This is a genomic window from Pseudomonas sp. Mb7, from assembly GCF_054790525.1.
The window spans coordinates 5,371,282-5,389,570 of record NZ_CP186501.1 but is presented as its reverse complement, the minus strand read 5'-3'; the positions used below and the strand labels follow the sequence as shown (position 1 = coordinate 5,389,570).

The 18,289-nt window shown below is 60.6% G+C and carries 18 protein-coding genes; 10 read left to right on the top strand and 8 right to left on the bottom strand.

From position 1 onward, the window contains the following. The first annotated feature begins 5 nt into the window (after window positions 1-5). The 4 genes from ACOYXH_RS24380 (at window position 6) to rsd (ending at window position 3,795) form a co-directional block, all read left to right on the top strand. A complete protein-coding gene (locus tag ACOYXH_RS24380; RefSeq protein WP_460409994.1) occupies window positions 6-1,148 on the top strand; it encodes a uroporphyrinogen-III C-methyltransferase in 1,143 nt (380 codons plus the stop codon). Then, window positions 1,145-2,383: a heme biosynthesis protein HemY gene (locus tag ACOYXH_RS24375; protein ID WP_095049359.1), complete on the top strand. Its 1,239-nt coding sequence runs from the start codon at window positions 1,145-1,147 to the stop codon at window positions 2,381-2,383. The genes ACOYXH_RS24380 and ACOYXH_RS24375 overlap by 4 nt, the downstream gene beginning before the upstream one ends. Window positions 2,384-2,601: 218 nt before the next feature. Continuing rightward, entirely contained in the window at window positions 2,602-3,153 is a 552-nt protein-coding gene (locus ACOYXH_RS24370) for a disulfide bond formation protein B (protein WP_095125006.1), read from the top strand. 183 nt (window positions 3,154-3,336) lie between these two features. Next, window positions 3,337-3,795 carry a sigma D regulator gene (gene rsd, locus ACOYXH_RS24365; RefSeq protein ID WP_095049361.1) on the top strand — a complete coding sequence of 153 codons (459 nt, stop codon included), beginning with the start codon at window positions 3,337-3,339 and terminating at the stop codon, window positions 3,793-3,795. Between the two features lie 60 nt (window positions 3,796-3,855). On the opposite strand, the gene ACOYXH_RS24360 is transcribed toward rsd, so the two are convergent. Next, window positions 3,856-4,521: an FKBP-type peptidyl-prolyl cis-trans isomerase gene (locus tag ACOYXH_RS24360; protein ID WP_095049362.1), complete on the bottom strand. Its 666-nt coding sequence runs from the start codon at window positions 4,519-4,521 to the stop codon at window positions 3,856-3,858. A gap of 192 nt (window positions 4,522-4,713) precedes the next feature. Between ACOYXH_RS24360 and ACOYXH_RS24355 the strand changes: the two genes are divergently transcribed. Beyond that, window positions 4,714-5,922 carry an AlgP family protein gene (locus tag ACOYXH_RS24355; protein ID WP_460409993.1) on the top strand — a complete coding sequence of 403 codons (1,209 nt, stop codon included), beginning with the start codon at window positions 4,714-4,716 and terminating at the stop codon, window positions 5,920-5,922. Here the strand turns inward: ACOYXH_RS24355 and ACOYXH_RS24350 are convergent. Continuing rightward, window positions 5,919-6,380 carry a TIGR02444 family protein gene (locus ACOYXH_RS24350; RefSeq protein WP_095125002.1) on the bottom strand — a complete coding sequence of 154 codons (462 nt, stop codon included), beginning with the start codon at window positions 6,378-6,380 and terminating at the stop codon, window positions 5,919-5,921. The genes ACOYXH_RS24355 and ACOYXH_RS24350 overlap by 4 nt on opposite strands. Before the next feature lie 50 nt (window positions 6,381-6,430). Here ACOYXH_RS24350 and ACOYXH_RS24345 point away from each other — a divergent pair, with 50 nt between their 5' ends. From ACOYXH_RS24345 to ACOYXH_RS24335, 3 genes are all read left to right on the top strand, one after another. Continuing rightward, on the top strand, window positions 6,431-8,341 hold the full coding sequence (locus tag ACOYXH_RS24345) for an ATP-binding cassette domain-containing protein (RefSeq protein ID WP_095049365.1): 1,911 nt from the start codon (window positions 6,431-6,433) through the stop codon (window positions 8,339-8,341). Beyond that, window positions 8,341-8,922, top strand: coding sequence for a mechanosensitive ion channel family protein (locus tag ACOYXH_RS24340; protein WP_095049366.1), 582 nt, complete (start codon window positions 8,341-8,343; stop codon window positions 8,920-8,922). The genes ACOYXH_RS24345 and ACOYXH_RS24340 overlap by 1 nt, the downstream gene beginning before the upstream one ends. A gap of 166 nt (window positions 8,923-9,088) precedes the next feature. Beyond that, entirely contained in the window at window positions 9,089-9,721 is a 633-nt protein-coding gene (locus ACOYXH_RS24335; protein ID WP_095049367.1) for a LysE family transporter, read from the top strand. A 114-nt stretch (window positions 9,722-9,835) separates the two neighbouring features. Here ACOYXH_RS24335 and ACOYXH_RS24330 read toward each other — a convergent pair whose 3' ends face one another. The 5 genes from ACOYXH_RS24330 to ACOYXH_RS24310 all read right to left on the bottom strand — a co-directional run bounded on the left by ACOYXH_RS24330 (window position 9,836) and on the right by ACOYXH_RS24310 (window position 14,599). After that, entirely contained in the window at window positions 9,836-10,579 is a 744-nt protein-coding gene (locus ACOYXH_RS24330; protein WP_095125000.1) for a penicillin-binding protein activator LpoB, read from the bottom strand. A gap of 3 nt (window positions 10,580-10,582) precedes the next feature. Next, window positions 10,583-11,170: a penicillin-binding protein activator LpoB gene (gene lpoB, locus ACOYXH_RS24325; RefSeq protein ID WP_016772610.1), complete on the bottom strand. Its 588-nt coding sequence runs from the start codon at window positions 11,168-11,170 to the stop codon at window positions 10,583-10,585. 36 nt (window positions 11,171-11,206) lie between these two features. Beyond that, the gene (locus ACOYXH_RS24320; protein WP_007911131.1) at window positions 11,207-11,581 is read right to left on the bottom strand and encodes a YcfL family protein; all 375 of its coding nucleotides are present in this window, start codon (window positions 11,579-11,581) and stop codon (window positions 11,207-11,209) included. 15 nt (window positions 11,582-11,596) lie between these two features. Next, a complete protein-coding gene (locus tag ACOYXH_RS24315; protein ID WP_095049369.1) occupies window positions 11,597-12,991 on the bottom strand; it encodes a COG3014 family protein in 1,395 nt (464 codons plus the stop codon). Between the two features lie 207 nt (window positions 12,992-13,198). Then, window positions 13,199-14,599, bottom strand: coding sequence for a COG3014 family protein (locus tag ACOYXH_RS24310; RefSeq protein WP_258708966.1), 1,401 nt, complete (start codon window positions 14,597-14,599; stop codon window positions 13,199-13,201). 189 nt (window positions 14,600-14,788) lie between these two features. Here ACOYXH_RS24310 and ACOYXH_RS24305 point away from each other — a divergent pair, with 189 nt between their 5' ends. Continuing rightward, complete coding sequence (locus ACOYXH_RS24305; RefSeq protein WP_095049371.1) at window positions 14,789-16,684, top strand: FTR1 family protein; 1,896 nt, start codon at window positions 14,789-14,791, stop codon at window positions 16,682-16,684. Window positions 16,685-16,805: 121 nt separating this feature from the next. After that, window positions 16,806-17,261, top strand: a complete 456-nt coding sequence (locus ACOYXH_RS24300) for a YaiI/YqxD family protein (RefSeq protein WP_007911138.1) — start codon at window positions 16,806-16,808, stop codon at window positions 17,259-17,261. Between the two features lie 118 nt (window positions 17,262-17,379). Here the strand turns inward: ACOYXH_RS24300 and elbB are convergent, their stop codons facing one another. Next, the gene (elbB, locus tag ACOYXH_RS24295) at window positions 17,380-18,048 is read right to left on the bottom strand and encodes an isoprenoid biosynthesis glyoxalase ElbB (RefSeq protein ID WP_449122558.1); all 669 of its coding nucleotides are present in this window, start codon (window positions 18,046-18,048) and stop codon (window positions 17,380-17,382) included. Window positions 18,049-18,289: the final 241 nt, after the last annotated feature.

The following is an 18,289-nucleotide window of genomic DNA, read 5'->3' as shown; positions in this document are numbered from 1 at the left end:
GATACGTGAGCGAAACAGCCTTGCCAAAAGATGACGTCCAGCCTGTGATTGAACCCCAGGTTGAAACTCCACCGCCGGCCACAGAGCCGCGCCGAGGCAATGGATTGGCCATCGTCGCCTTGTTGCTCGGCGCCGCCGGTGTCGCGATCGGCGGCTGGGGTGTCTGGCAGGTTCGTCACCTGCAGACCAACACTCAACAGCAGTCCGGTGAAGTGCAGGCATTGAACGATCAGGCGCAGAGCCTGAAGCTCAATGAACAGCGTCTGACCGAGCGCCTCGCGCAACTGCCGGGTGCTGACGAACTTGTCGAGCGCCAGCGTCTGGTGACCCAGCTTCAAGGTGATCAACAGCGCCTAAATCAGCGCCTGGAAACCGTTCTTGGCGCCAGCCGCAAGGATTGGCGTCTGGCTGAGGCTGAGCATTTGCTGCGTCTAGCCAGTCTGCGTCTTTCGGCGTTGCAGGACATCAGCAGCGCTCAGGCGCTGGTCCAAGGCGCTGACGAAATCCTCCGTGAGCAAAACGATCCAGGCTCTTTCGCCGCCCGCGAGCAAGTGGCGAAAACCCTGGTGGCGCTGCGCAGTACTTCGCAACCGGATCGCACCGGTCTGTTCCTGCGCCTCGGTGCGCTGCGTGATCAAGTCATCGACCTCACCGAGCTTGCGCCGGAGTACAAGGATCGTGGCGAATCGCTGCTGGGCCTGACTGCTGACGGTGACGGCGCCAGTCGTTGGGCGCAGTGGTGGGATCAGGTCTCGCGCTATATCCGTATCGATTTCAATGCCGACAAGAATGTGCGGCCGCTGCTGGCCGGGCAGAGCCTGAGTCAGGTGCGTCTGGCCCTGAGCCTTGCGCTTGAGCAGGCGCAGTGGGCAGCCCTCAACGGTCAGGCGCCGGTCTATACCCAGGCGCTGGCCGAAGCGCGCGATGTGCTCAAGGGCAATTTCAACCCGGACAATCCGCAAAGCAAAGTGATGCTCGAACAGGTCGGTGAGTTGAGCAAGGAACCGGTCACGGTCACGACGCCTGATCTGGCCGGCACGCTGAGTGCGGTGCAAGCCTACCTTGAGCGGCGCAACGTTAACGCCGAAGAGTCGGTGAAACCCTTCGCCAAGCCTGCCGCCAACACCGCGCAGGAGATCACGCCATGAAACGCCTGTATGTGATCGTGTTTCTGGTGATCGCTGCGACAGCGGCGCTGGGTCTGGCGATTGCCGAGCATTCCGGTTACGTGCTGGTGGCCTACAAAAGCTTCCGCTACGAGTCCAGCCTGTGGGCGACGCTGGCGGTCATCGCGGTGTTGTGGCTGCTGATCTGGGGGATCAAGGCACTGGTCGAATTGGTCATGGCCTCCAGTGGCGTAGTCAACCCATGGTCGCGCCGCAACCGCAGTCGGCGCGTGCAGGTGGCGATCGAGCACGGTCAACTGGATCTGGCCGAAGGTCGCTGGGCCAGCGCTCAGCGTCACCTGTCTCGAGCGGCTGAAGCCGAGCGCCAGCCATTGCTGTACTACCTCGGTGCTGCTCGCGCAGCCAACGAGCAAGGTCTTTACGAAGAGTGCGATCGTTTGCTGGAGCGGGCGCTTGAGCGTCAGCCCCAGGCGGAGCTGGCCATCGCTTTGAGTCATGCGCAGTTGCAGACTGACCGTGGCGACACCGACGGTGCCTTGGTGACGCTGCAAGCGATGCACGATCGCCATCCACACAATGCGCAGACGTTGCGTCAGTTGCAGCGCTTGTATCAGCAGCGCGGCGAATGGTCGGCGGTGATTCGTTTGCTGCCGGAATTGCGCAAGGACAAAGTCCTGCCGCGCGCCGAACTGGCTGAACTCGAGCGCCGCGCCTGGGGTGAAAACCTCTCGCTGGCTGCGCAACGGGAAGAGGATGGCAGCGTGGGTTTGCAGTCGCTCACGCGCGCCTGGGAGCAGCTCACTTCGGCGCAACGGCAGGAGCCGCCGCTGGTGTTGGCGTACGCCGAACAGTTGCGGCAGTTGGGCGCCCAGGTCGAAGCGGAAGAAGTGCTGCGCACTGCCCTCAAACGCAAGTACGACAGCCATCTGGCCCGTCTCTACGGGCTGGTGCGCGGCAGCGATCCGGCCCGCCAGTTGCAAACCGCCGAAGGCTGGCTGAAGGAGCATCCGAACGATCCAAGCCTGCTGTTGACCCTCGGCCGACTGTGTCTGCAAACCAGTCTGTGGGGCAAGGCACGGGATTACCTGGAAAGCAGTCTGCGTGTGCAGCGCAATCCCGAGGCCTGTGCGGAGCTGGCGCGCCTACTCGCCCAGTTGGGCGATACCGAGCGCAGCAATCAGTTGTTCCAGGAAGGCCTTGGTCTGCTGGACGAGCGCCTGCTGGCCGCGCCGTTGCCGGTTCCGGCCCATGTCTGAAGTGGCGAGGGAGTTCGCTCCCTCGCTTACCTTTTGTGGCTGATTTTTCCACTTCGTTGAGCGCTTGAGGCAAATTCCTACAGCGGTCTACACCAATTCCTCTCGATCCTGTCGGGTTTTCCCTACACCTCTGGTGAACTGTCGGCAGGGCCTTGCCTTGAAAGGCTGACACGCTTTCCTCTACCGTAACCGTCTGTCTCTACTGTTACGGAAAAGCCATGTCGTTGGCCTGCTCACGCTCCTTGTTCTTCATGGCTTTCACTGCGGGGGCCTTTGCTCTGGGAGCTTCCTATTATCTTGAATATGCAGTCGGCCTGACGCCGTGCAGCCTGTGTCTGGTGCAGCGCCTGTTCCTCACGCTGTTGTGCGTAGTCAGTGGTCTGGCGGCGGTGCACGGTCCCAAACGTGTCGGTTTGTGGTTCTACTGGCTGTTGACCCTGGGCGCCAGCCTGGGTGGGACCACGGCGGCCTGGCGGCAGGTACTGATACAGAGCGATCCGATGCTGCACCTGCTCAATTGCTCGCCTGCTCCCGAGGCCTTGTTCAGTGGTCTGCCATGGATCTGTGCCCTGCAAACAATGTTTAGCGGCGGTACCGATTGTGCGGAAATATCCTGGACGCTGTTCGACCTGAGTGTCCCGGAGTGGAGCCTGCTGTTCTTTGTCGCGGTATCGATTCTGGCGGTGTATCAATTGTTGCGGCTGGTATGGAGTGCTCTGCAACGCCCGCTCAGCGGCCAAGCGTCGCACCCGGTGCTGTTGCGGGATTAAACACTTGTATGAACTTTATCTCCTGCGTACCTTGAAGCCATAGGCGTGCGGGCATAATCTGGCCCGCACGTGTCATTGGATTTATGTTGCTCGATGACGCTCTGCCCGGCCGACCCCCAAGCCAGAATCAAAAGAGGGGCGCGGGTGTAGAGCAGCATGACCCACAAGGGAAGAGAGATCGCCATGCTCGAAAGTTGTCAGAATGCTCAGGAACGTTGGGGTGGGGTTCATCTGCTGATCGACCGCTGGTTGCAAGAGCGTGAAGAGCTGATCGGTGCCTACGACAAGCTCGGCGCAGAGCCTGATTCGCTGTCCGAGAGCCGCAAGCCCTTGCAGGAGTTCTGCGGCGTGTTGGTCGATTACGTGTCGGCCGGGCACTTCGAAATCTACGAACAGCTGACTGGCGAAGCCAAGGCGTTCAACGACAAGCGCGGCCTCGAACTCGCCGAGACGATCTATCCGCGCATCGATGTCATCACCGAGAAGCTTCTAGCCTTCAACGACCTGTGCGATGAAGGCAAATGCGTTGCAGAGAAGTTCAAAGAGCTAGGTGGCCTGCTCCACGAACGCTTCGAACTTGAAGACTGCCTGATTGAAGTGCTGCACACAGCACACAAGGAAGAAGATCCGGTTCAGGCCTGATCCCGAACCCTGATCAAAAAAAACGGTGCGCCCGAAAGCGCACCGTTTTTTATTGCCTGATCAACTCGTCGCTCCACGCAATTCCACTTCAAACACCAGCGGTGTGAACGGCGCAATCAGGTCACCGGCACCGTCAGCGCCATAGGCCTGATCCGATGGAATCACCAGGCGCCATTTCGCGCCTACCGGCATGTTCTGCAACGCGGTGCGCCAGCCGGCAATCACGCTGTCGAGGTTGAACCATTGTGGCTGAGTGTTCTGATCGAACACGGTGCCATCCGGCAGCCGTCCGACATACAGCACCTGCACTTTTCCATCGGGGCCAGCCTTGCCGCCAGTGCCCGGTGTCAGCTCGGTGAGCAGGATGCCGTCAGCCAGTTCCTTAACACCCGGTTTGGCTTTTTCAGCGATGAGAAAGCGTTGCTCGTTTTCCATCGCCGCATCACTTGAAGGCTGTGCAGAGTGCTCGGCGTTTTGCGCTTCATGATCAGCCAGAATCTGCTCGATGCGTGCTTCGCTCAGCGCCAGCGGCTTGCCTTGGTAGGCTTGCTGCAAGCCATCGACCAACGCCTGAATCTGCAGTTGCGGGACTTCCTGACGCAGTCGTTCACCGAGGCTGGCACCGAGGCTGTAGGCCAGATCGTGAGCATCGTTCGCGGTGTTTTTTTCGTCAGCGTGAACGGCCGAAAAAACCATGCAGAGGGATAAAAAAAAGTAGCGCGACATGGGCACACTCCGTCCTGAGATGCGGTGGATTATGCCAGCGCGAACGTCTGCAACGGTGAACTGCTTTTGACTTCGCGCAGAACATTTTCGATTCGGTGCAACGCAACGCAATCGATACTGTCAAGATGCCCTAGCGGCGGTAACTGCAGAGGTCTAGTATGAGCCGCACTCACGTCAGCCAGGAGGTAAACCATGTCGGCCACCAAGAAGCCTGTAAATACTCCGTTGCACTTACTCCAACAACTCTCGGGCAGCCTGCTCGAGCATCTGGAAAACGCTTGCTCCCAAGCCTTGGCTGATGCTGAAAAACTGCTCGCCAAACTGGAAAAGCAACGCGGCAAGGCGCAAGAAAAACTGCACAAATCCCGCACCAAATTGCAGGACGCAGCCACTGCCGGTAAAGCCAAGGCACAGAACAAAGCCAAGGCCGCAGTGAAAGAACTGGAAGACCTGCTCGATGCCTTGAAGGATCGTCAGTCCGACACTCGCAGCTACATTCTGCAACTCAAGCGCGATGCACAGGAAAGCCTGAAACTGGCCCAGGGTGTGGGTCGCGTTCAAGAAGCCGTGGGCAAAGTACTGTCCACCCGCGCCGCCAAACCGGCAGCGGCACCGGCGAAGAAAGCGGCTGCCAAACCGGCTGCAGCCAAGCCTGCAGCGAAAACCGCAGCGGTTAAACCTGCGGCAAAAACGGCGGCCAAACCTGCTGCCAAGGCACCGGTGAAAGCGGCGACCAAGCCAGCTGCCAAAACCGCGGCAAAACCTGCGGCGAAAAAACCGGCTGCGACGAGCGCTGCCAAACCGGCGGCTAAAACCACTGCTGCAAAACCAGCTGTTGCCAAGCCAGCCGCTAGAACGGCCGCCGCCAAACCGGCTGCAAAACCAGCCGCGAGCAAAGCTGCTCCGGCGAAAGCTGCAGCTGCCAAACCGGCCGCTAAACCTGCGGCGAAAGCTGTGGCGAAACCAGCCGCAAAACCTGCTGCCAAAACCGCCGCTGCCAAGCCAGCCGCAAAACCGGCTGCCGCTAAACCCGCTGTAAAAGCCGCCGCAAAACCTGCCGCCAAGCCGGCTGCAAAACCAGCAGTGAAAGCCGCCGCCAAGCCAGCCGCGAAACCGGCCGCCGCTGCTAAACCAGCGACCACTGCTGCCAAGCCTGTTGCTGCAAAACCGGCCGCCAAACCAACTGCCAAACCTGCCGCCAAACCAGCCGTGAAAAAGCCTGCCGCTGCCAAACCAGCTGCCGCCAAACCGGCTACCACTCCAGCTGCCAAGCCTGCCGTGCCAGCCACTCCGGCCACGCCAGCCGCCGCTGCTCCAGCCGCCGCCACCTCGACTCCTTCGACTGCGCCATCGCCAGCCGCTGCGTCGAGCGTCAGCAACAACCCGACCAGCGCTTCCTAAGTGCCGGTTGCCGCGACGCGCAGCACTTGCAGCGCGTCGCGGTTCGGGCTGGCCGCCATGCCGGCCAATCCTTCAAGCCAGGTCTTCGAGCCTGCATCGTTTAGCGCCCATTCCTGCGCCACCCCTTCAAGCCGTGACAGCAACGCTCGCTCAGCCTCAAGCTCCAGTGATTTGATCTGCTCGCGCATGCCTTTCAGCACCGCATCATCAACGGCCCGTACTTTCCATAGCATCCGCAGGGAGCGCAGCGGCTGTACCACCTCGGTATCCCAAGGCTCGGTCAGCGTCTGAAGCTGGCTTACACGTTGTTCATCACAGATCACCCCGCGTTGTTCGAGCCATAAACCGCACAGCAGCAGGCACACATTGGCGCCCGCCGTTTGCAGTCGCAGGCAGGCATCTTCCACGCCCGGGCGGGCGTAGGTGGCAAGGGAAAAGCTCCACAGGTCAGAGGACATCGTGCTACTCGCGCCAGTTGTGAGCGAAGCTGGTAGACTCCGCCGCCATTATGATCCGACTTCAGAACCTGACTTTACAGCGTGGCCCGCAACGTCTGCTAGAAGACGCCGAGCTGACCCTGCACGCCGGCCACAAAGCCGGCCTCATCGGTGCCAACGGCGCCGGCAAATCGAGCCTGTTCGCTTTGATTCGGGGCGAACTGCACCCCGACTCGGGTGATTGCTTCCTGCCGGCTGACTGGCGCATCGCCCACATGCGCCAGGAGATCGAGACCCTTGAGCGTCTTGCCGTCGACTATGTGCTCGATGGCGATTTGCGTCTACGCGAGGTGCAACGTGACCTCGCCGCCGCCGAAGCGGCGCACGACGGTGCCGCTCAGGCCCGCCTGCACTCGGAACTCGACAGCGCCGACGGCTACACCGCCGACGCGCGGGCGCGCAAATTGCTCGCCGGTCTCGGCTTCACCAACGAGCAGATGGATCGCCAGGTAGGAGATTTCTCCGGTGGCTGGCGGATGCGTCTGAATCTGGCGCAGGCATTGATGTGCCCGTCCGACCTGTTGTTGCTCGACGAACCGACCAACCACTTGGACCTCGACGCGATCATCTGGCTCGAAGAGTGGCTGAAAAGCTACCCGGGCACCTTGCTTCTGATCTCCCACGACCGTGATTTCCTCGATGAAGTCGTCGATCACGTGGCCCACGTCGATCAGCGCAAAATCACCCTGTATCGCGGCGGCTATACCGCGTTCGAACGCGCCCGTGCCGAGCGTCTGGCGCAGCAGCAACAGGCCTACGAGAAGCAGCAGGCGCAACGTGCGCACATGGAAAGCTACATCGCCCGCTTCAAGGCGCAAGCGACCAAGGCCCGTCAGGCGCAGAGCCGGATCAAAGCCCTGGAGCGGATGGAAGAGCTATCGGCGGCCCACGTCGATTCGCCATTCGACTTCGTCTTCCGCGAGTCGACCAAGATCTCCAGCCCGCTGATCGACCTGTCGGATGCGCGTCTGGGCTATGGCGACAAAACCATCCTGGAGAAGGTCAAGCTGCAACTGACCCCGGGCGCGCGGATCGGCCTGCTCGGCCCGAACGGCGCAGGTAAGTCGACGCTGATCAAAAACCTCGCCGGCGAGCTGTCACCGATCGCCGGGCGCCTGACCCGTGGCGAAAACACCGTGGTTGGCTACTTCGCCCAGCATCAGCTCGATTCGCTGGATTCCAAGGCCAGCCCGTTGTTGCACTTGCAGCGTCTGGCGCCGACCGAGCGCGAGCAGACTCTGCGTGACTTCCTCGGCGGTTTCGACTTCCGTGGCGCGCGCATTGATGAGCCGGTACTGAATTTCTCCGGTGGTGAAAAAGCGCGTCTGGCCCTGGCGTTGATCGCCTGGGAACGCCCGAACCTGTTGCTGCTCGACGAACCGACCAACCACCTCGACCTGGAAATGCGCCTGGCGCTGACCATGGCGCTGCAGGAATTCAGCGGCGCGGTGCTGGTGGTGTCTCACGATCGTCACTTGCTCAAGAGCACCACCGACAACTTCTACCTGGTCGCTGATGGCAAAGTCGAAGAGTTCGATGGCGACCTCGAAGACTACGCGCGCTGGCTGGTGGAATACCGCCAGCGCAACGCGCCGGTCAGCACCACCCCGGTGAATCCGGACAAGACCGACAAAAAGGCCCAGCGTCAGGCTGCTGCTGCGTTGCGTCAGCAACTGGCCCCGCACAAGCGTGAAGCCGACAAGCTTGAAGCCGAGCTGGGCAAGCTTCACGAGAAACTGGCCAAGGTCGACGCCAGCCTTGGCGACAGCGACATTTACGAGCCGGCGCGTAAGAACGAACTGCGTGATCTGCTCGCTGAGCAGGCCAAATTGAAGGTTCGCGAAGGCGAGCTGGAAGAAGCGTGGATGGAAGCCCTAGAGGTGCTGGAAAGCATGCAGGCGGAGCTGGAGGCGCTGTCCTGATGGAAGCGTTCAAGCTGCCGCTGCCGGCGGAGTGGGTCGAGCCGATCTGGTTCGCGGTGCAGATTCTGCTGATCCTGCTGGCCGGTTATCTCACCCAGCGCTTCGTCGCCAAAGCCCTGACCCGCCTGGGTGAGCGCTATCCATTCCCGCCGCAGTTGCTGATGCCACTGCGCGGCGTGTTGCGCTGGCTGATCATGGGCAGTGCGCTGATCTTTGTTCTGGAACGCCTCGGTGTCTCGGCCACGGTGCTGTGGACGGCGCTGTCAGGGTTCGTCGCCGTGGCGGCGGTGGCGTTCTTCGCGATGTGGAGTGTGCTGTCGAATCTGCTCTGCGCGATTCTGATCTTCACGGTTGGGCCGTTCCGGCTGGGCGATATCGTTGAGCTGGTGGACACCACGGACAAGCCTGGTGTCAAAGGCCGGGTGGTGGCGATCAATCTGCTTTACACCACGTTGATCGAGGCGGAAGAGTTGGGGACTGGCAGCGCGATGGTGCAGGTGCCGAACAGCTTGTTTTTCCAGCGCTCGGTGCGACGTTGGCGCGGGACTGATGTGTTTCCTTCCAGCGGGTTTGAGAAGTAAGTCTTACAGCAAGATCAAAAGATCGTCCGATCGCGGCCCGAGCCTTCGGCAGCTCCTACAGGGATCGCATTCCAAAGTAGGAGCTGCCGGAGGCTGCGATCTTTTGCTTTTAGGCCCAATCCGCATTAGCTTGAGCGTCTGTCACGATTCAGATGCGAGGTGTGCGATGGAGCTTCAAACATGGCTGGCATTTTTTGCCGCCTGCTGGGTGATCAGTCTGTCCCCGGGTGCTGGCGCCATTGCGTCGATGTCCAGCGGTCTGCAATACGGTTTCTGGCGCGGTTACTGGAACGCCCTCGGCCTGCAGATTGGCCTGGCGGTGCAAATCGCGATCGTCGGCGCCGGTGTTGGCGCGATCCTGACCGCCTCGGCCACCGCCTTCCACGCGATCAAGTGGTTCGGTGTGGCTTATCTTGTTTATCTGGCCATCAAGCAATGGCGCGCGCTGCCCATGGACATGAGCGACGACGCGGCGGTACGACCGATCGGCAAGCCGCTGGCGCTGGTGTTCCGCGGCTTTCTGGTGAACATCAGCAACCCCAAGGCTTTGGTGTTCATGCTCGCGGTGCTGCCGCAGTTCATCAACCCGCATGCGCCGTTGCTGATTCAGTATGTAGTAATCGGTGTAACGATGATCTTCGTCGACCTGATTGTCATGGCGGGCTACACCGGTCTGGCGTCGAAGGTGCTGCGTTTGCTACGCACCCCGCAGCAGCAGAAGCGTATGAACCGCACGTTTGCCGGACTGTTCATCGGTGCGGCGGCGTTTATGGCGACGTTGCGTAAAGCGGCGGCGTAAACCTCGCGAGCACAAAAAAGGCGACCTTTGCGGGTCGCCTTTTTTGTGGCTGGGACGCAGAGCGTCCCGGGATGCATTCCCACGTCGAGCACGGGGACGATCAGGCGCCAGTCATCAGCGCAAAATCACCGGCGCAGTATCACGCGGCAGATTGTTGCGCTGTGGTGCTTCGCGCGGCTGCTCGTAACCGCCGCCACCGAGCTGCATGCTCAGTTGCCCGGCCACGTCCTCACCCAGCGCCTTCGACACGTCACGCACCACCCGTGGGCGGTTCAGCGAGATCTTGATGTCGCGGTGGTTCACCAGTTTGGTGTCCTGCGCTTCGCCCATCGCCGTGAAGGCCGAGGTGATTTCGAAGGTCTTGGTGTTGATCAGGCTGAAATCCGCCACCAGCGTCAGGCCCAGTACCGCCGAATAGCTGTCGGTGTGCGCCAGTTCGTTGATGTCCTGAGTGAAGTCGATGTCCGACACCGTACCAAACAGCACATAGTCGGCGCCCTTGAAGTTGCCGGCCTTGATGCGCTTGATCACGTCGTAGACGTCACCCTTGGACGACGCGGTGTACGGCGTGCCTTGCACTAGCTGGAACATGCCGGTGCGCAAAATTTCACCCTTAATGTCGCCGGTGAATTTGCGCAACTCGCCTTGCTCGATGTAGCTGGTGCTCGCTTCGATCTCGTTATAGCTCGAAGAGCCGCTGGAGCTGTAGTAACCCTCGCGATGATTGCTCTGGGCCGAAACGATGTGGATGTATTGCTCCACACGCTCCTGATAGGCCAGATCCGTCACCGCGACTTTCGGGGCCGCCTGCACGCTGAACGCGCAAGCCAGGGCCATCATGCCAATCCATGCGCGCATCAATTAACGCTCCGTGGTTTTGCGGATCTCTTTTTCGTCCATCCACTCGGCCAGACCGCTTTCAACGTCGATCAGTTGCAGGCTGAATTTGTAGAAGACGTCCTTGTAATCGCTGCTGCGCTTGACGATCGAGCTGATCGAGCCTTCGATGCGGTACTTGGCGGCAACCATGTTGCCAGTCTTGGCCACGGTGCTTTTCTTGTACAGGCCGCTCTGGTTTTGCAGCTTGAGCTGGTCAACCTGGCTCTGCATGGCGTTGTTGTCGCTGGCGAAGCGGGCCACGCCGGTTTTCATCAGCTGCGTCTTGATGCTGGTGGTGATTTCGCGGGTGTCGATGTATTCGCTGGTCTTGTTCTTCACGTCGTAGACCTGAACCACCGGACGGCCCTGCAGAATGCCGGACTGGGCCAGCGAGCGGGTCATCGACTCGGCGATCATTTGCAGGTCGGTCGAACCGAATTCGTTGGTCACGGTTTCAACCGCTTTGGTGTCGCCGTAGCTGATGTTCTTGCTGCCCAGGGTCGGCGAGGTGTTGGCGCAACCGGAGGCCAGTAGGGCGATAACAGCGATGCAGGAAAAGCGTGCAAACATGGGAATGCTCTCTAAAACAGGAATAGGGTGACAGGCTTACGGCGTCTTGATTTCCAGACGGAAGTCCACGGCTTTCGGGGTCGGGGCGATGCCTTGGATGAAGCTGGTCTGGGCGCCGTACATCATTTGGCTTTTCCACACTTCTTCTTCGGCAATCGGGAAGCCTTCCGCGCCGAGCCAGGCGAAGCGGTAGTAGAAAATCTTGTTGCTGTTGAGGGTGTTGCTCAACTGCACGTTGACCGTCATGAAGCCGTTTTCGCGGGCCACGCGCATGGCGCCGACGACAATGTGTTTCTGTGGACCCATGGCCACGACTTTGCTCGCGGCGCTGCCCGGCTCTGGCGGTGGCGGGGTGGCGCAGCCGCTCGCCAGCAAGGCGAGGGCGGCGACGGCGATGAGTTTGAAGCGCATGCAAAGACTCCGTTCTTAAGGTTGTTTGAGGCTGGCGACGTTGGTCGCGCTGGCGCTCGGGATGACGTGGGCGGCGAGGCCACCGGCGAACACCTGGTTGCCCACGGCGCGCAGAGTGATCACTTGATAACGCTGATCGACGGTGACCTTGACCACCGAACCGCCCACGGCGCTTGGCAGGGTAACCTGATGCTCACCCTTTTTCAGACGCAGACGCACCACTTGGGTGTTGTCCGGCAGGGTGCGCCACGTACGGGTATCGGCACCTTCGAGCACAGCTGAAGAGATACCGACGGCGAGACCTGCCAGCGGGTTGGTTTCGTTGATCTGCTTCTGCGCAACACCCTTGGTGATTGCCCGCACGGTGGTGCGCAGGATGATCCCCGGCATGTCGTCACGCAGGGCGCGGCGGGACATCGCGGTGGTGCTGTTGAGGGCGGTCAGATCGACCTGCTGGCCATCGACACCGATCTGCGCGAACGGCGCGGTGGAGGTGTCTGGCTTGATGATCGGGAACGACAGCGGCGTAATCACCACATTGTTTGAGATCGGCAATGGCAGCGGCACGCGGATCGAGTCGCGGGCTGGCGCCAGACCACTCTGGACGACGATGAGAATGTCGCTGTCGTCGGATTTGCCCGGCTTGTCGAGGTTGACCAGCGCCTGTTCCAGCAGCGGCGTGTTCGGACGCAATTCGGCAGCCTTGCGGTAGCCCGGTGCAGCCAGGCCTTTTTCGCCCAGTGCTTCATAGACGAACCCGGACAGGTAATGGCTGAAAGCACTCTGGTAGCTGTTCTTCAGACCGACCACTTCCGGTGCGTCGAGGCTGGCGACCGGATAACCCTGCAAGTCTTTGTACTGCGTTTTAATGCCTTCTTTCTCGGCCTCTTCTTCGCTCTTGAGGTATTCCTTGTCACGCAGCTCGGCGATCACCGCTTCGCGCTCGTGAGTCTTCTTGATCGCGGTACGCGCGCCGTCGAAGTCATTAACCGCCAGCAGGTTCAGGGCCATCTGTGTGGTCAGCATGACTTTTTCGTAGTCGTAGCCTTCGTAGCGACGCACCTTGTCGTTGACCAGGAAACTGCCGAACTGGGCCAGATATTTGTCGGTGTCGAGCTTGACCGAATCTTCCCACTTGCCCACCACCTGATCAGCGCTGGTCCAGGCGTTCTGGCTGCCGGACAGGTCGCCCTTGGCGCGCAGCAATTCACCTTTCTCGAAGTAATAGAGCAGGTCTTTGTCCGGGCCGGTGTTGTTCTTTTCCAGCAGAGTCAGCGCGGCGTCAACATTGCCGGTGGCCAGTTGCTGATTGGTCTGGGCGAGTTCGGAGTCGTAGTTGCGAAACGCCGAACAGCCGGACAGCAGAGTGACGGCGCTGAGCGCAATCAGAGTGGGAGCGCGGAATGCCATGGGGGTACTTCTTCCCTGGAGTAATACAGCCGCGAATGCTGGTCGGGCTGGTGTGACCCATCGACAGTGGCGCTGGCCTCCTGCCAATTCCTCATAACCTGAGGAGCTTTAATGCCGTTTCGCGATAGCGAGGGCGCGGCATTATAGGCGGGCGGTGGTGGCTATGTAATATCTTTTTAATTGCACTTGTTAGTTTGGTGCCATTACTTATTTCAGGTCGGATACCGCACTGCCGGTCGGCGCTCCGCTGGGCTGGAATGCGCTGCCATTGGCAAACACTCGCTCACCCAAAGCCCGCAGGCCGATGACCTGGCGGCTCTGGTCGATGCGGATTTTCATGGGCGTAGCGCCGGGAGCGTTGGGCAGGCTGATCAGGTGCTCACCTTTTTTCAGGCGCAGGCGCACGACTTGGGTGAGGTTGGGCAAGGTGCGCCAAGTGCGCGTGTCGGCATGCTCGAAAGCATCCCAGTGGGTGACGTAGGAGGCTTTGCTCGGATCGCGTCGATTGTCCCTGGCCTGAACATCGGCTGCCAGAAATGCCCGATAGGTTGTGCGCTGAATAATGCCCGGCATGTCGTCACGCAGGGTGCGCAAGGACATGTCGGCAATGCTGTTGACCGCAATCAGCTTTTTTTGACGACCATCGATGCTCAGTTGGTTGAATGAAGGCGTCGAGGTGTCGGGCACCATTATGGGGAACGAGATATTGGCGACGATGACCTGACCGTCCGCGAGCTTCACCGGGTAGGGCACACGCACGGAGCTGCGGGCCGGCGCCAGGCCGCTTTGTACGATGATCAGCACATCGCTTTCATCTGCCTTCAGACCAGGGCTGTCGAGGTCGCGCAGTGCCTGTTGGAAAAACGCCATGTCCGGACGCAGTTCAATTGCCTGACGATAGCCGGGCGCTGCCAGATCTTTCTCGCCCAGTGCTTCGTAGGTGAAGCCGGCGAGATAGTGACTGAATGCACTTTGGTAGCCGTTTTTCAGCGCAATCACCGCAGGCGATTCGAGCATCACCACGGGGTAACCTTGCAGGTCCTTGTAATGCACGCGCGCGCCCTGGGCCTTGGCCGCTGCTTCGACACGCTCGTATTCCAGCTCCCGCTGTCGGGCTATAAGCGCTTCGCGCTCGTGGGTTTTCTTGATGTCGGCACGGGCGCCGTCAAAATCATTCATGGCCAGTTGGTTGAGGGCCATTTGCGTGGTCAGCATGACTTTTTCGTAGTCGTAGCCATCGTAGCGGCGCAGCTTGTCATTGATGATGCTGCCCCAGTGATCGCCCATGGCAGCGAGCAACTTGTCGCCGGTGGTCTGGATCGTGTCCTGGCGCTCGATGATCATCTGCTCGGCGCTGCGCCAGGTTGTCTGGCTCTGCGCAAACTCGCCGCCCGCACTCAGTACGGCGCCCTTTTCGAAATAGTAGAGCAGGTCTTTTTCCGCAGCCGGATTGTTCGCTTCGATCACGGCCAGGGCGCTGTTGATGTTGCCGGCCTTTAACGGGTCGGTGGTCTGTTGCAGTTCCAGATCGTAGTTGCGATATGCACCGCAGCCGCTCAGTTGCACAACGGCGGCGATCAACAGGGGCAAGTGCAAGCGGTGGCGCATGAAAGCGGTTCATCCTTGAGCGGGAAATGCGACAGGTCGCGCAGTATAGGGTGCAATAGTGGCTAAGTGATGTGGCGTTTTTGCAGGCCGATGGCTCGCGTCTTGTGTGGCGTTACGTCGACAAAGCTTGAGGGAAACGCGTTCGAAGTGAACAATATGTAACTTCGCATTTCCATTTGAGACTCATTCATGACTGCCTCGTCCCGTTTTCTGGCTTGGCTGGTGTTCCCGTTGTTTGCCCTGAGCAGCTTTAATCTGCTGGCCGATACCGTGGAAGGCGCGCCGCAAGCGCTGCACCTGCTCGATTACATCAGCGCCGACTACCCGCCGACGGTAGCGGCGGGCAAGGTTGTCGATGATTCCGAATACCGCGAGCAACTGGAGTTCACGCGGGCGCTGCAAGGCTTGATCGCCGGCATGCCGGCCAAGCCTGAAAAGGTTGCGCTGGAGCAGGGTGTCAGCGCTTTGCACGCGGCAATCACTGCCAGGCAGGATGGCGCCGAAGTGGCCCGGCAGGCACGGCAACTGGGCGCGCAACTGGCGGTGGCGTATGAGGTCAGCCAAGCGCCGATCATCACCCCCGATCCCACCCGGGGTGCGCCGCTCTATGCGCAGAATTGCTCGGTGTGCCACGGCGACAGTGGCGCCGGTGACGGCCCGGCGGGCCTCGGCATGACCCCGGCACCGGCCAATCTGCGTGATGCGGCGCGGCTGGATCACCTGAGTCTGTACGCGATCTACAACACCCTCGGCCAAGGCGTCGAAGGCACCGACATGCCGGCGTTTGCCGATCAGCTCGATGATCGGCAGCGTTGGGATCTGGCGACCTACATCGCCGGGTTCAGCGCTGATCCGGCGGCGGCCAAAGCCGAGAAAACCTACAACATCGCCGATCTGGCGCGCCAGACACCGGCCGAAGTGCAGGCCGCCGATGGTCCGCAAGCTGCAGCGACGTTCCGTGCACAACGCGCGCAGCCGCCGCAGGTCAAGCGTGGCCCGGCGCAGTTGCTCGACTACACCGCCGCAACGCTGGACAAGAGCCTTGCCGCCTATCGCGCCGGTGAACACGATCAGGCTTACGACCTGTCGGTGGCGGCGTATCTGGAAGGCTTTGAGCTGGTCGAAAGCTCGCTGGATAACGTTGACGCCAATGTGCGCAAGGACACCGAAAAATCACTGATGGCGTATCGGCAATCGTTGCAGGACGGTTTGTCGGTCGAGCAGGCCGAGCAGCGCCTGGACGCCGCCAAAGCCAAGCTTAAAGAGTCCGCCGGGTTGCTCGGCAGTGACGGCTTGAGCTGGTCGCTGAGCTACATCTCCGGTTTGCTGATTCTGCTGCGTGAAGGTCTGGAAGCGATTCTGGTGCTGGCAGCTATCCTCGCTTTCCTGCGCAATACCGGCCAGCAATCGGCGGTGCGCAGCGTCAACGTCGGTTGGGGCTTGGCGTTGCTGGCCGGCCTCGGCACCTGGGCGCTGGCGGCGTATGTGATCGACGTCAGCGGTTCGCAGCGTGAACTGCTCGAAGGTGCGACGGCGCTGTTCGCCAGTGTCATGGTCTTGTGGCTGGGCGTGTGGATGCATGACCGTCGCCATGCTGCGGCCTGGCAAGATTACATCAAGAGCAGCCTGGTCGGCGGCGGCGGGCGTTTCGGCTTCGCGATTCTGGCGTTCTTCTCGGTGTATCGCGAGTTGTTCGAAGTGATCCTGTTTTACGAAACCCTGTGGCTGCAAGCCGGCCCGGCCGGGCATGACGCGGTGCTCGCGGGTGGCGCCACGGCGCTGGTGCTGCTGGTCGGTCTGGCGTGGGTGATTCTGCGCGGTTCGGCGAAGCTGCCTCTGACGCTGTTCTTCAGCATCAACGCGGCGCTGCTCTGCGCGTTGTCGGTGGTGTTTGCCGGGCATGGCGTGAAGGCGTTGCAGGAAGCCGGGATCTTCGGCACGCGGCCGGTGGCGTTCTTTGAATTCGATTGGCTGGGGATTCATGCCGATGCGTATTCGTTGACGGCGCAGGCGGTGGCGATTCTGGCGATTGCTGTGTTGTATGGGCGTAGTTGGATGGCGGAAAAGCGGCGGGTAGTCGCCTGAATAGCATTCGCTGCGCTCACATTCGCGAGCAGGCTCGCTCCCACAGGGTTTACGCGTAACCTGTGGGAGTGACGGTGCGACGATTCGACCTGCTAGCGAATTGTTTTTGGAGATTAGAAAAATGCGTGTATGGATCGATGCCGACGCCTGCCCAAGGGCGGCGAAGGATCTGGTGGTGAAGTTCGCCCTCAAGCGCCAGTTCGAAGTAGTGCTGGTGGCCGGGCAGCCGCAGATCAAGCCGGGACTGGCCATCGTCAAACTGATCGTGGTGCCGAGCGGTCCGGATGCGGCAGACGATTATCTGGTCGAACACGCAGTGCCCGGTGAGCTGGTGATTTGCAGCGATATCCCGCTGGCCGATCGTTTGGTGAAGAAGGGCGTCGCGGCGCTGGATCCGCGCGGCAAGGAGTTCGATGCGCAGAACATGGGCGAGCGCCTGGCCGTGCGCAACCTGTTCACTGATCTGCGCGAACAAGGCCAGATGAGCGGCGGACCGGCCCCGTTTGGCGATCGTGAGAAGCAGGCGTTTGCCAATGCGCTGGATCGCATTCTCACGCGCCTGACCCGCAAACCTTAAGCCTTGCACAAATCCCCTTGTAGGAGTGAGCCTGCTCGCGATAGCGGCCGGTCATTCAACAGATATGTTGCCTGATACACCGACATCGCGAGCAGGCTCACTCCTACAGTAGACCGTATCAGGCGTCGTTTTCGTGGGTCAGTTCGAGCACGCGGTCGACCAGTTTGTTGATCCCCGAAGCCGCCTCACTGATGTTCTGTGCCAGCATGTAAGCCGGGGTCGTCACCAGTTTGCGCGCCTTGTCTTCGATGATTTCCGTCACCGCACAGTCTTCGTGGGTGGCGCCCATCTTGTTCAGCGCCGTGGCGGTGTCGGCGTCGTTGCCGATGGTGCAGGTTACGCCCGGGCCGTAGATCTTCGCCGCCAGTGCCGGCGAGATGCACATCAGACCGACCGGTTTGCCCGCTTCGGCAAATGCCTCGGCCAGCGCCAGTACTTCCGGCTGCACGCTGCAGCCAGCGCCTTCAACAGCAAAGTTCGACAGGTTCTTCGCCGCACCAAACCCACCCGGCACGATCAGCGCATCGAAGTCATCGACGTCGGCTTCGCGGATGTCCTTGATGTTGCCGCGGGCAATGCGCGCCGATTCCACCAGAACGTTGCGCGACTCGGGCATTTCTTCGCCGGTCAGGTGATTGATCACGTGCAATTGCGCGATGTTCGGGGCGAAGCACTGCACCTGCGCACCGCGTTGGTCGAGACGGAGCAGGGTGATGACGCTTTCATGGATCTCGGCGCCGTCGTACACGCCACTGCCGGACAGGATCACTGCAACTTTTTTGCTCATGGGTTTCTCTCCAGATTCATGGCGCTAAATGTCCACTAAATTGTCGCGCGTTGCCATAGGCCCAAGTGGCGGCTGCACCTGCATGGAGCGCTTTCTACATGGATCGCAACGACGGCGGGGTGTTCATTATTTGGGGTTGCCTGCGGCGTAACGAGCGGGAGATTTTTGGCGTGACAACGCCGCTGGCGAACTTGAATGCCCCAGAGTAGCGAGGATAAAAGTGATCCGTCTGACTGAAAGG